Below are 12,141 nucleotides of genomic sequence, written 5' to 3'. Positions count from 1 at the left end.
CGCTTTCCTGAGATCGGCTGCGTCCTGCACACCCATTCCCCGGTGCAGACCATCGCCTCGCGCCTGTATGCGCCGCAGGGCCATGTGCACCTGGAAGGCTACGAGCTGCTGAAGGCCTTCGCCGGAAACAGCACCCATGAAATGGCCGTGGACGTGCCCGTATTCGCCAACACCCAGGACATGAATGTGCTCTCGAAACAGGTCGACGACCTGCTGGACCGGCAGAACCTGTGGGGTTACCTGATCGACGGCCACGGCCTGTACGCCTGGGGCCGCGACATGGCCGAGGCGCGCCGCCACCTGGAAGCCTTCGAGTTCCTGTTCCACTGCGAGCTGGAACTGCGCAAGCTGCGCGGCTGAACCCGCGCGCAGGTGCAGATGCCGATCAGGAATCTGCGCCGCGCCCCCACCCTGCTACCCTGTCTTCCCCCCGAGACGTTCAAGCTGCCGCCATGAGCCGACTGCGCATCTACGACGACACCCGCCCCGAATCGCCACTGCTGGACACCCAGGACGGCGCGATCATCGCTGCCGAACTGCATAAGATCGGTGTCACCTTCGAGCGCTGGCAGGCCACCGCGCCGGTCGCGCCGGGTGCCAGCCAGGATGAAGTGTTCGCCGCCTACCGCGCCGACATCGACCGCCTGGTCGCCGAGCGTGGCTTCAAGAGCGTGGACGTGGCCTCGATCGCCCCGGACAACCCGAACCGGGCGGAACTGCGCAAGAAGTTCCTCGACGAACACTTCCACAAGGAAGACGAGGTGCGCTTCTTCGTGGCCGGCTCGGGCCTGTTCACCCTGCACGTGGGTGACAAGGTCTACGAGATCGAGTGTGTGAAGGATGACCTGATCGCCGTGCCCGATGGCACCACCCACTGGTTCGACATGGGCGACGAGCCGAGCTTCGTGGCGATCCGCTTCTTCACCGAGCCGGATGGCTGGGTCGGTCACTTCACCGGCACCGACATCGCGCAGAAGTTCCCCCGTTACGTACCCACCCAGGCGTCCTGATCCATGCAGCCCCGCGTCATCCTGACCGACATCGAAGGCACCACCAGCAGCATCTCGTTCGTCAAGAACGTGCTGTTCCCTTATGCCCGCAAGGCGTTGCCCGCGTTCGTGGCCGAGCATGGCCAGCAGCCGGAGGTCCGCCGCTGGCTGGATGCGGTGGCCAGCGAGATCGGCGGCGCCTGCCAGGACAGCCTGGTGGCCGAGACGCTGCAGGGCTGGATCGACCAGGACCGCAAGCACACCCCGCTGAAGGCGCTGCAGGGCATGATCTGGGACGAAGGCTACCGCCGCGGCGACTACACCGCGCACTTCTATCCGGAAGTGGCGCCGGTGCTGAACGGCTGGCACGCCTCCGGCCTGCCGCTGTACGTGTACTCCTCCGGCTCGGTACCGGCGCAGAAACTGTTCTTCGGCTTCAGCGATGCCGGTGACCTCAGCCCGCTGGTGTCAGGCTGGTTCGACACCGAAGTGGGCGGCAAGCGTGAGGCCGACAGCTATCGCCACATCGTGCAGGCGATCGGCGTGCCGGCGGGTGAGATCCTGTTCCTGTCCGACGTGGTCGAAGAACTCGACGCAGCCCGCGAAGCCGGCCTGCAGACCCGCCTGATCGACCGCCTTGACGACTACCCGCTGCCGCGCACCGGCCAGGCCGCCAACGGCCACGAGCGGGTCGAGAACTTCCAGCAGATCCAGCTGTAATCAACGGGGGATGCCAACCTTGGTTGGCACCTACCAGAGCCAGAGCGCCCCTCAACGATCGTTGAGGGTCCTTACCTTCAGCGCTTCGCGCAGGGCAGCCAGATCCACTGGGCCGCGTACGGCGATATCGCGGGTTTCCCCCGGCAACAGGTCCAGCAGGTTGTCTTCGACCTGCACGTCCAGCGCACCGAAGTCGATCCACGCCGCCCGCACATACGCCGCGCTTTCCAGCCGCAGCCGATAGTGGTCGCCCTCGATGCTCAGGGCGGCCTTCAGCTTCTGCCGCGGTAACTGCTGGTCCTTGGCTTCGACGAAACCAAACACCTGCCGCGCACTCACCCTGCCGTCCTGCAGCAGCTCGAACACCGCGACCGTCCGCTTCGAATCGGCGCCAGCCAGCAGCTCGGCATCGCTGTAGGTGCCGATGTCGGTGACGCCGGCAGCGGCAAGCGTCACCGCCTGCTCGCGACGGCGCAGCACCTTGCCGTCCACGTCCATCACCCGCAGCCGCCAGCGCGCATCCAGCGCGGCGCCATCATTGAGCAGCCGCACCCGCGTACGGCCCTCGTCGCGCAGCGCGGCCACGGTGACCGGCGCGAAGAATCGCCGCGCGGCGAAATGCAGCGCCTTCCAGCGGCCGAAGTAGTCCACGCTGGACCACGAAGCCCCCGGCCAGACATCGTTGAGTTGCCAGTACAGCGAACCCATCGTGTACGGCCGCGAGGCGCGATGATGCAACGCCGCCAGTGCAATGCCATCGGCCTGCATCACCTGGCTCAGGTAGACGAAATCCTCGAAGTCCTTCGGCGTACCGTAGCCCAGCTCGATGTAGTGCAGCAGGCGGCTGTTGCCCTCGCCGGCCATGAATTTCTGGTGCGCGCGGATCACCGGGCTGTCGATGCGCTGCTCGGCGCGGGTGGCGATCTGGTCCACGGTCGCCACCGACGGCCACGCCTGCAGTCCGTACTCGGACATGAAGCGTGGGGTCTCGCGCAGGTAGGCCTGCACCGGCAATGCCGGATTGCCCCAGACCTGCCAGTAGTGCTTGTCACCACGGGTCGAGTCGTTGGCCTTCTCGTCAAGGTCATTGCTGGGCGAGCTGGACCAGTACGGTACGCCCAGCCCTTCCTCGCCGACCACCTGGCGCAGGTCGTTGCCGAACAGGTCGACATAGCCCTGCCAGACCTTCGCCGCAAATGCCGGGTCGGCCGCCTTCAAATCACGGCCATGGCCCCAGTCCTTCCACGCGGTCTCTTCTTCGTTGTTGCCACACCACAGGACGATGCTGGGGTGATGCCGCAGGCGGCGCACGTTGTCGCGTGCTTCGGCCACCACGCTGGTGCGGAACGCCGGATCGTAGCCCGGCTGCATGCCACCGCCGAACATGAAGTCCTGCCACACCAGCAGGCCGAGCTCATCGGCGATGTCGAAGAACGCATCGTCCTCGTAATAGCCACCGCCCCAGTTGCGCAGCATGTTCATGTTGGCATCGCGGGCCGCCGTCAGCACCTGGCGCAGTCGCGCCGCATCGACGCGCGCAGGGAACGCGTCGAACGGGATCACGTTGGCACCCTTGGCGAATATCGGCACGCCATTGATGACGAAGGCGAAGCCCTGCCCGCCCTTGCCGTCTTGCTCGCGGCGCAGTTCGACCGTGCGCAGGCCGATGCGCTGCTCGCGCGCCAGTTCCGCTGTGCTGCCGTCGTCAAGGCGTGCCTGCACGGTGTAACGGTCCTGCGCACCATGACCCACCGGCCACCAGCGCTGCGGCTTGGTCAGCTCAACCGGCAGCTCAACGGTGTTCTGGCCGGGCATCAGCGGCACCGTGCGTTGCACCTGGGCCACGCTGCGGCCCTGCGGATCGCGCACCTCCACATGCACCACGGCCGAGCCCGACACCGCCCCCTGCTCCACCTGCAGCAGCACCGCCAGCTTCGCCTGCTGGGCGTCCAGTGCATCCGTACGCACGGCCAGATCGGCCAGGCGGTGCGCATCCCAGGCCTGCAGGTCGACGCCACGCCAGACCCCGGCGGTGACATAACGCGGGCCCCAGTCCCAGCCGAAGTGGTAGGCCGGCTTGCGCGCGAAGTTGCCGACCATCGCCTCCTTCGGCTCATCACCATAGGGCGACGGATAGTTGCCAGCAATCTTGTGCGGCATGGCCTGCACGCCCGGCAGCAGCGTGCGGATCGGCGAACGGAACACGATCTGCAGCTCATTGCCCTTGGCCCGCAGCCGGCCCTCCACGCGCGCGCGCCAGGTACGATGTGCATTGTCTGCACGCAGCAGCGGTTTGCCGTTGAGGCGGACCTCCGCATAGGTATCGAGCCCATCGAAGCGCAGCTCGGCATTGGGCTTGGCAAGCGTCGCGGTATCCACGTCGAAACGGGCGCGGTATTCCCAGTCGGCCAGGCCGATCCATTGCAGCTCGGCCTCGGCTGCACCGACGTAGGGATCGCGGATCAACGCATGGGCCAGCAGATCGGTGTGCACGCTGCCCGGCACCGTTGCCGCGCGCCACTGCTGCAGGCCCGGATGCGCCGCACCCTGCGCGTCGCCGGGCAGCATGCGGAACTCCCACTGCGCCTGCAGCGGGGCTGCAGTTGCCGGAAACACGGAGGCTGCGATCAGCAGCAGGAGCAGACGGACAACGAGGGAAAGGCGATGCACGTGATGCTCCTGTTCTGCCGCCGGGTGCGGCCCGGCGCTACCGATTCCAATACATCGCGCCTCAGCGCACGACGTTCAACACTTCGTAGCAGGCACCCATGGTGTGGTAATCCACCTTGCCGGCCGGGCTCTTCTCGTCGCTGTACTTGCGGTTGTCGGCATCGAGGATGCGGAACCAGGCGCCGTACCGGTGGTCGACGAAGTGCTCCCACGAATACGCCCAGAGGCGGTCGTACCACTGCCAGTAGCGGTCATCGCCGGTGCGCCTGGCCATCAGTGCGGCGGTGGCCAGGGTCTCGGCCTGCACCCAGAAGTATTTGTCGTCATCGCAGACGAAGCTGTCGCCACCGATCGGTGCGCCGTCCATGCCCGGCTGCCGGCGCGATTCCGGTGCGAAGCCGTAGTACAGGCCACCGCGGGCGTCGTCCCAGCTGCGCGCCACGGCCACGTCGAACAGGTGCTGCGCGGTCGGAACCAGCCAATCGGCCTGCACGTGGCGATCGAGGATCAGCAGCAGCTTGGCCCACTCGGTCTGGTGGCCGGGCTGGAAGCCCCACGGGCGGAACAGGTGCTTGGGGTCGTCCAGATTGTAATCCCAGTCGATCTCCCAGTTCACGTCGTAGTGTTCCCAGACCAGCCCACCGGCCTTGGCGGCCTGGCGGCGGGTCATGTTGTCGGCCAGCAGCAGCGCGCGCTCGACATAGCGCTGTTCGCCACTGGCCTCGAATGCGGCCAGCATCGCCTCGCACATGTGCATGTTGGCGTTCTGGCCGCGATAGCCGGTGAAGTTCCAATGGCCATCAGCCTCGTCCTTGTACAGGCCGTGCTGCGGCTCCCAGAAGCGCGCTTCCAGCAGCTGCCAGGTCTCGTCCATCCACTCGCGGGCCTGCTCGATGCCGGCCTTCAGCGCGCAGCTGTAGGCCAGCAGCACGAAGGCCACGCCATAGCAGTGGTTCATGTCGTCCTCGACCTTGCCATCGCGCAGGGTCCAGGCATAGCCGCCGGTGGCCGGGTTGCGGTGCACCTCACGCAGGTAGCGCACGCCGTGCTCGACCGCCTCGCGATATTCGGCATTGCCGAACTCGCGGTAGGCCATCGCGTAGTTGAAGACGAAGCGCGTGCTGCTCACCAGGTGGCGATGGCTGGCATCGTAGATGCTGCCGTCGTCACGGAAGTAGTGGAAGAAGCCACCGTTCGGATCGATGCAGCGCGGGTGGTAGAACGCCATCGTGTCGGCGATGTGCGCACGCAGGAACGCGGGTGAACGGAAGTCGGGCGAGGTGCTCATGCGGTAATGTCCTGGGGCTGCAGCAGCTGCTGCACTTCATCAAGCGAGGGCATCGCGGCGAACGCGCCCTTGCGGGTAACCGCCAGCGCACCGACTGCAGCGCCGAAGCGCAGCGTGGCGGTGATCGCCTCCGGGTCCTTGCAGAAGGCGGCGAAACCTGCGCCCGCCCCACCCCGCTCCAGCAGGCCGACCAGCACGCCACCGACGAAGGCATCACCGGCCGCGGTAGTGTCGACGGTGGCCACGCGGAAGCTGGTGACCGTGCCGTGGTTGTCGCGGGTGTACCAGTGCAGCGTGGCTGCACCATCGGTGACGATGACCCAGCGTGCCTGCGCGGCCAGCAGGCGCCGCAGCACCGCCGCCTCGCCATCGGCGCCCAGCGGAGCTGCCAGGTAATCCAGTTCCTCGCGCGACAGCTTGACCAGGTCGGCGCGCTCCAGCGCCTGCCACAGGCGCGGCGTCGGATCGACGTCGGCAGGCCACAGGGCCGGACGCAGATTCAGATCGAGACTGACCACCGCGCCGGCCTTACGGGCCCGGTCCATGCCGGCGAAGGTCGCCTCGGCGATGGCCGGCTCGGTCAGGCTGTTGGAGCAGACGTGGAAGCACTGTGCGCTGTCGAGGCACTCCGCCTGGAAGTCACTGTCACGGAACAGCAGGTCGGCCGCCGGCGGGCGGTAGAAACTGAAGCTGCGCTCGCCGCTGGCGTCGAGGGCAACGAAGGCCAGTGCGGTCTTCGCCGCATCGGTACGCACGATGTAATCCGTGCCCACGCCGTGCTCGACCAGGCTGTCGGCCAGGAAGTCGCCGAACATGTCACGGCCGAGCATGCCGACGAACTGCGTCTTCGCACCCAGCCGCGCGGCGGCCACGGCGACGTTGGCCGGCGCACCGCCGGCGTACTGCAGGAACGCGCGCGGGGTATCGGCCGAGGCCGGCGGCTGCGCTAGTAGATCGATCAAAATTTCGCCGAAGCAAACGATGGCACCCATACCGGACTCAGCCTCCCTGCGTTGCGGAGGCCGGCGTACGCGCGCCGACCAGTCCGTAGAAAATGATGTAGCCGTAGCACAGCAGCGGCAGGATGAAGCTGGCCTGCACACCGATGTGGTCGGCCAGCACGCCCTGCAGGTACGGCACCACGGCACCGCCGACGATGGCCATGATCAGCAGGCTGGAGCCCTTGTTGGTCAGCGGGCCGAGGCGCTCGATGCTCAGCGCGAAGATGGTCGGGAACATGATCGAGTTGAACAGGCCGATCGCCACCACCGAATACAGCGCGACACTGCCGGAGCTCAGCATGGTCGTGACCAGCAGCCCCACGTTGACCAGCGCGAAGATCGCCAGCAGGCGGCTGGGCGAGAAGCGCGCCAGCAGCGCCGAACCGGCGAAGCGGCCGATCATCGCCATCGTCCAGTAGGCCGACACGTAGTGCGTGGCCTGCTGCTCGCTGAAGCCGCCGATGTTCGGCATCGACAGGTAGTTGACCAGGAAGCTGCCGATCGACACTTCGGCACCCACGTAGAAGAAGATGCCCAGCACGCCCAGCAACAGGTGGCGCTTGCGCAGCGCATCCAGGTAGCTGTGGTGGTGGCCCTGGTCGGCCTGCTCGGTGGCATCGCTCAACGCCGGCAGTCGGAACAGGAACACGAACAGCGCCAGCAGCACCAGCGCCACCGCCAGGCCCACGTACGGGCCCTGCACGGCCTGCGCCTCGGCGGCACGGTAGGCCAGCTGCTCGGCGGCCGGCAGTGCCGCGATGTCATCGGCACTCTTCACCGTGTTGGACAGGATCAGCATGCCGCCGAAGATCGGCGCGATGGCCGTGCCCAGCGAGTTCAGCGCCTGCGCCAGGGTCAGGCGGCTGGAGCTGGTCTGTTCCGGGCCCAGCAGCGCCACGTAAGGATTGGCAGCGACCTGCAGCACGGTGATGCCGCTGGCCAGCACGAACAGCGCGCCGAGGAAGGCGCCATACACGCGCAGCTCGGCCGCCGGCCAGAAGCCCAGCGCACCGATGCCGGCGATCACCAGGCCGGCCACGATGCCCTTCTTGTAACCCAGCGCGGCGACCAACCGGCCCGCCGGCAGCGACATCAGGAAATAGGTGCCGAAGAAGGTGAACTGCACCAGCATCGCCTTGGCGTAGTTCAACTCGAACACCGCCTTCAGGTGCGGGATCAGGATGTCATTGAGGCAGGTCAGGAAGCCCCACATGAAGAAGATCGTGGTGACCACGGCCAGCGCCTTGCCGTTGGTGACGGCGGGTGCGTTGCCCGAAGAACCCGATGGACGGGGCGTTGCGGAAATCGGCATGCGGTACGCGCCTCGATGCGCGGAAGGTCGTTGTTGCGTGGAAGGGGTGTATGGAAGGAATCAGTTCGGTCGTGCGGCACTGCTTTCGCGGATGCGCAGCTGCACCGGCGCGACCGTGCGCCGTGGCGGCGCGTCCGGTTCGTCCAGCCGTTGCAGCAGCAGAGCGGCAGCTTGCCGGCCCCGCTCGCGCGGATCGGCAGTGAGCGTGGTCAACGGCGGCACCGCCACCGACGCCTCGGAAATATCATCGAAACCGGTAACGGCGAAGTCGCCACCCGGGCGGATGCCGCGCGAGTTCAGGCCCAGCATCAGGCCCAGCGCCACGGTGTCGTTGTAGCAGACCGCCGCACTGGGTCGATGGCCATCGGCAAACAGCTCATCGGTGCGCGCCGCGGCTTCCAGGCGGTTCGGTGCCGACTCGATCATCCAGCCCGGCGGCAGCGACAGACCGGCCTCGGCCAGCGCCTGCTGGAAACCGGCGCGGCGCTGATGGCATGAACTGGAGGCGGCATGGCCACCAAAGAACGCGATCTGGCGATGGCCGCGCTCGATCAGGTGGCGCGTGGCCAGGTAGGCACCGTGCTGGTTGTCCAGGGTCAGGAAGTCCCAGTCGGCACCTTCCAGTTCGCGGTTGAACAGCAGCACGTTGGCGTTGGCACCCAATGCCTGGCGCAACTGCGCGGTATCACTTCCTTCGGCCGGCGACAGGATCAGGCCGGCCGGGGTGTGCTCCATCAACGTGGACAGCACCGCCTGCTGGCGCTCGGGCGATTCACCGGTACTGCCGAGCAGGGTCACATAACCGCGGCCACCCAGCGCCTCGTCCACGCCGGACGCGAATTCGGCGAAGAACGGGTTGGACAGATCGTTGATCACCAGCGCGATGCTCGACGAGGTACGACGGCGCAGGTTGGCCGCCGCGCGGTTGTAGACATAGCGCTGGCGGCGCAGTTCGGCCTCGACCTTGGCCCGGGTATCGACGTTGACCAGCGGGCTGCCGCGCAGCACCAACGACACGGTGGCCCGCGACACGCCGATGGCACGCGCGATGTCGGTCACCGTCACCGCCTTGCCGGCGCGCTTGCTGGAACTGCTGCCGTTGTCGTTCATCGTCTTCCCGGACTCCGCTGGAGGCTCAAGCCTAATGGATCAGGGCCGTGTCGTGCCGTGCCGTTCGCTGGGTCACCGCGAACGGCACAGTCCGGCTCAGCGCAGCTGGCTGCCCGGTGCCGCGCACCAGGACACCGGCAGGTCCTTCACCGCCGTGCCCCAGCCCTGCTCCGGCGCCTTCGCATCCAGCGCGAACTGCAGGCGCGGGCCCTGCTGCAGGCGGTTCCAGTCCAGCCATACCGGCGCATGCGCCTGGCCATCGACCTTCACGCCCTGCACGTACTGCAGGCGCCGGCCATCCGCACCCGGCGCGTCGATGCGCAGGGTACGGCCATTGCCCATGTCCACTTCCACCTTGCTGAAGCGCGGGGTGTGCAGCAGGAACTGGCCGCTACCCGGCACCGCCGGGTACACGCCGATGGCACTGAACAGGTACCAGGCCGACATCGTGCCCAGGTCATCGTTGCCGGTCACGCCGTTCGGCGCATTGGTGAACAACTGCTGCGCGGCACGCACCACCGCAGCGGTCTTCCACGGCTGGCCGATCAGCGTGTACAGCCACGGCGAGTGCAGGTCCGGCTCGTTGTTCGGGTTGTAGCGGAACTGGTTGTAGTAGCTGTACGGACCGACCACCCACGCCTTGCGGGCGGCGTTGAGCGGGTCGGCCTGCAGCGCATCCATCGCGAAGAACGCGTCGAGGCGGCGGCCGGCCTGCTCGCGGCCGTCCATCGCTTCGACCAGGCCCGGCACGTCCTGCTGCGCCAGCCACTGGTACTGCCATGCCGTACCTTCATGGAAGCCGTGGTGCGAACGCGGGCTGTAGTGGCCATCGGCCGGCGTGTACCACTGGCCATCCTCGGTGCGCGGGCGCGGGAAACCGGTGAAGCCGGTCTCGGCGTCGCGCACCTGCGGATCCCACACCTTGCGCCAGTTGCGGCCGCGCTCGCGCAGCGTCGCCGCGTCCTGCGCATGGCCGAGGCCATCGGCCATCTGCGAAAGCGCACAGTCGGCCAGCGCGTACTCCAGCGTTGCCGAACCGCCGTGATGCGGATCAACGTCCATTCCCTTGGACGGGAACGCACGGTCGTAGACCACATAGCCCTTGTCCAGGTAGGTCGGGTTGCCGGAGCGGCCGGCCATGCGCGAGTTCAACGGCGGCGTACCGAAGGCATTGCGGCGCAGCGCATCCCACGCCTGCGATTCACGGCCCTTGAGCGCACCGAAGCGCCACAGGTCGACCATGAACGGCGTGACCGGATCGCCGGTCATGATGTTGGTCTCGAAGTTGGCATAGCCCCAGCGCGGCAGCCAGCCACCCTGCTCATCGATCGCCAGCAGCGTGCGGCCGATATCGCGTGCCACGTCCGGGCGGGTCAGTGCCAGCCACTGGTTCTGCGCACGGTAGGTATCCCACAGCGAGAAGTACTCGTAGTAGGTCCAGCCATCGGCGCGATGGATGCCATCGTCATAGCCACGGTAGCGGCCGTCGGCATCGTTGCCGGTCATCGGCTGCAGCAGCGCGTGGTAGACCGCGCTGTAGAACACCGCGCGGTCGTCAGCATTGCCGCCCTGCACGCGCACCCGTCCCAGCTGCTCGCGCCACGCCTGCTGCGACAGCGCGCGCATGCGGTCGAAACCGAGCAGCGCCCCACCCTGCATGCCGTCGGCGCGCAGGTTGATGCGCGCGCCCTCGGCGTCCACGTGCGAGATCGCACTGACTGCGGTCACCGACTGGCCCTTGGCCAGGTCGAAGCTGAGCCAGGCACCATTCGGCTTCTGCTCGCCTTCCATGCTGTGGCGCGCACCCGGCAGGCCACCGCCCTCGCCCCAGGTGCCATGCGCCTTGAACGGGCGATCGAACTCGATGCGGAACCATGTGGTGTACTGATGGCCACCACAGAAGCTCTTGGTGACCAGCTTGCCCTCGACCACGCGGTCGCCCACCACATCAACCACGCTGCCGATCACCGAATGGCGCTCGTTGGCCTGGCCGACATTGACCAGCACATGGCCGTCGCCCTGGCGCTGGCTGAAGGTATAGCGCTCGGCGGCGGCGCGGGTACGTGCGGTGGTCTCGGCATCGATGCCGCCGTAGCTGGTCAGGCGCACCTTGTAGTAGCCGGCCTGGCCGACCTCGCCGTCGTGGCTATAGGACGCGGCGTAGGCCTTGTGGTCGAACTGCTTGGGGTTGGCGGTATCGAAATCGCCACCGGGGCCGATCGAGCCGGTCACCGGCAGCACCGACACCTGGCCGCCCTGTTCCCAGCAGCCGGCGCCGGAGATGAACGAATGGCCGAAGCCGCGGATCTTGTCATCGTCATAGCGCCAGCCCGAATAATGACTGCCGATCGGGCTGACCTGAATCAGGCCGAACGGTGCGGACGCGCCCGGGAAGGTGTTGCCGTCGTCCTTGCTGCCGATGAAGGTATTGACCTCACGCTCCAGCGCCGCCGGCGCGGCCTGCAGCAGCATCGGCGTGGCCGACAGGGCGAGCAGGCAGGCCAGGCGCACCAGCGGGCGCGAAGACGATGGGACGGCGGGAGCGGACGGCACTGGACGCATGTCGGGTTCCTGTAGTCGATGACACGGAGGCAGACGGTGCGGGCCGTCCGGCATCGTTCCACCGAGCTCCGCCTTTGACCGGCAGACAGCTTCCCCTGGAATGACGCGCGACCCGTTGAACCGTGGATTTAGATCGATTCAAGTAGAGCATGCCGATTCCGCCGAATGCATTCTGCGCCGCAGCATGAGGGGGGTGTTTGGCAGGGCTGCGCCCTGCACCCCTGGTAGTGCCGGCCGCTGGCCGGCAACCTCAACGGCAAGAGCAGAAGCGGGTTTCCTGAGGAATGGCGGGGTGGGTCCGGTTGCGGGGGCCGCTGCAAGTACGTCCATGTAAGCTCGGTCGCCGCATCCATGCGGCTCACGCCCCCGCAACCGGACCCACCCCGCCTTCGACAGATTTCCGCGATCTGCCCGCGCTTCTGTAGAGCCGAGCCATGCTCGGCTCAAATCTCACAGATATCGAGATATTCGATTTAGATGGAAAGTCAT

9 protein-coding genes are annotated in these 12,141 nt (G+C 67.1%); 3 read left to right on the top strand and 6 right to left on the bottom strand.

Going from position 1 to position 12,141, the window contains the following annotated elements:
- From mtnB to mtnC, 3 genes are all read left to right on the top strand, one after another.
- The coding region (mtnB, locus tag N7590_RS00845; protein ID WP_279934974.1) for a methylthioribulose 1-phosphate dehydratase at positions 1-360 on the top strand (360 nt) is incomplete at its 5' end.
- 92 nt (positions 361-452) lie between these two features.
- Positions 453-1,010, top strand: coding sequence for an acireductone dioxygenase (locus tag N7590_RS00840; protein WP_164242877.1), 558 nt, complete (start codon positions 453-455; stop codon positions 1,008-1,010).
- A 3-nt stretch (positions 1,011-1,013) separates the two neighbouring features.
- Positions 1,014-1,709 carry an acireductone synthase gene (gene mtnC, locus N7590_RS00835; protein ID WP_164242876.1) on the top strand — a complete coding sequence of 232 codons (696 nt, stop codon included), beginning with the start codon at positions 1,014-1,016 and terminating at the stop codon, positions 1,707-1,709.
- Positions 1,710-1,760: 51 nt separating this feature from the next.
- Here mtnC and N7590_RS00830 read toward each other — a convergent pair whose 3' ends face one another.
- The 6 genes from N7590_RS00830 to N7590_RS00805 form a co-directional block, all read right to left on the bottom strand.
- Positions 1,761-4,379 carry a glycoside hydrolase family 2 protein gene (locus N7590_RS00830; protein WP_164242875.1) on the bottom strand — a complete coding sequence of 873 codons (2,619 nt, stop codon included), beginning with the start codon at positions 4,377-4,379 and terminating at the stop codon, positions 1,761-1,763.
- Positions 4,380-4,440: 61 nt separating this feature from the next.
- Positions 4,441-5,667 (bottom strand): AGE family epimerase/isomerase, encoded by a 1,227-nt coding sequence (locus tag N7590_RS00825; protein WP_164242874.1) that lies wholly within the window; start codon positions 5,665-5,667, stop codon positions 4,441-4,443.
- Positions 5,664-6,659 carry a carbohydrate kinase gene (locus tag N7590_RS00820; RefSeq protein WP_279934971.1) on the bottom strand — a complete coding sequence of 332 codons (996 nt, stop codon included), beginning with the start codon at positions 6,657-6,659 and terminating at the stop codon, positions 5,664-5,666. The genes N7590_RS00825 and N7590_RS00820 overlap by 4 nt, the downstream gene beginning before the upstream one ends.
- Positions 6,660-6,666: 7 nt before the next feature.
- On the bottom strand, positions 6,667-7,980 hold the full coding sequence (gene fucP, locus N7590_RS00815; protein ID WP_006439404.1) for an L-fucose:H+ symporter permease: 1,314 nt from the start codon (positions 7,978-7,980) through the stop codon (positions 6,667-6,669).
- Between the two features lie 60 nt (positions 7,981-8,040).
- On the bottom strand, positions 8,041-9,090 hold the full coding sequence (locus tag N7590_RS00810; protein WP_049434977.1) for a LacI family DNA-binding transcriptional regulator: 1,050 nt from the start codon (positions 9,088-9,090) through the stop codon (positions 8,041-8,043).
- A gap of 96 nt (positions 9,091-9,186) precedes the next feature.
- Complete coding sequence (locus N7590_RS00805; RefSeq protein ID WP_279934969.1) at positions 9,187-11,652, bottom strand: GH92 family glycosyl hydrolase; 2,466 nt, start codon at positions 11,650-11,652, stop codon at positions 9,187-9,189.
- Positions 11,653-12,141 lie beyond the last annotated feature (489 nt).

This window comes from Stenotrophomonas sp. GD04024 (genome assembly GCF_029837545.1).
GTDB classification, from domain to species: Bacteria; Pseudomonadota; Gammaproteobacteria; order Xanthomonadales; family Xanthomonadaceae; genus Stenotrophomonas; species Stenotrophomonas forensis.
This window is presented reverse-complemented; position numbering and strand designations above follow the sequence as displayed.

Excerpts from the sequence above, each read along its gene's own strand:
- N7590_RS00840 (WP_164242877.1), top strand. The coding sequence starts at position 453 with ATGAGCCGACTGCGCATCTACGACGACACCCGCCCCGAATCGCCACTG.
- mtnC (WP_164242876.1), top strand. The coding sequence starts at position 1,014 with ATGCAGCCCCGCGTCATCCTGACCGACATCGAAGGCACCACCAGCAGC.
- N7590_RS00825 (WP_164242874.1), bottom strand. The coding sequence starts at position 5,667 with ATGAGCACCTCGCCCGACTTCCGTTCACCCGCGTTCCTGCGTGCGCAC.
- N7590_RS00820 (WP_279934971.1), bottom strand. The coding sequence starts at position 6,659 with ATGGGTGCCATCGTTTGCTTCGGCGAAATTTTGATCGATCTACTAGCG.
- fucP (WP_006439404.1), bottom strand. The coding sequence starts at position 7,980 with ATGCCGATTTCCGCAACGCCCCGTCCATCGGGTTCTTCGGGCAACGCA.
- N7590_RS00810 (WP_049434977.1), bottom strand. The coding sequence starts at position 9,090 with ATGAACGACAACGGCAGCAGTTCCAGCAAGCGCGCCGGCAAGGCGGTG.
- N7590_RS00805 (WP_279934969.1), bottom strand. The coding sequence starts at position 11,652 with ATGCGTCCAGTGCCGTCCGCTCCCGCCGTCCCATCGTCTTCGCGCCCG.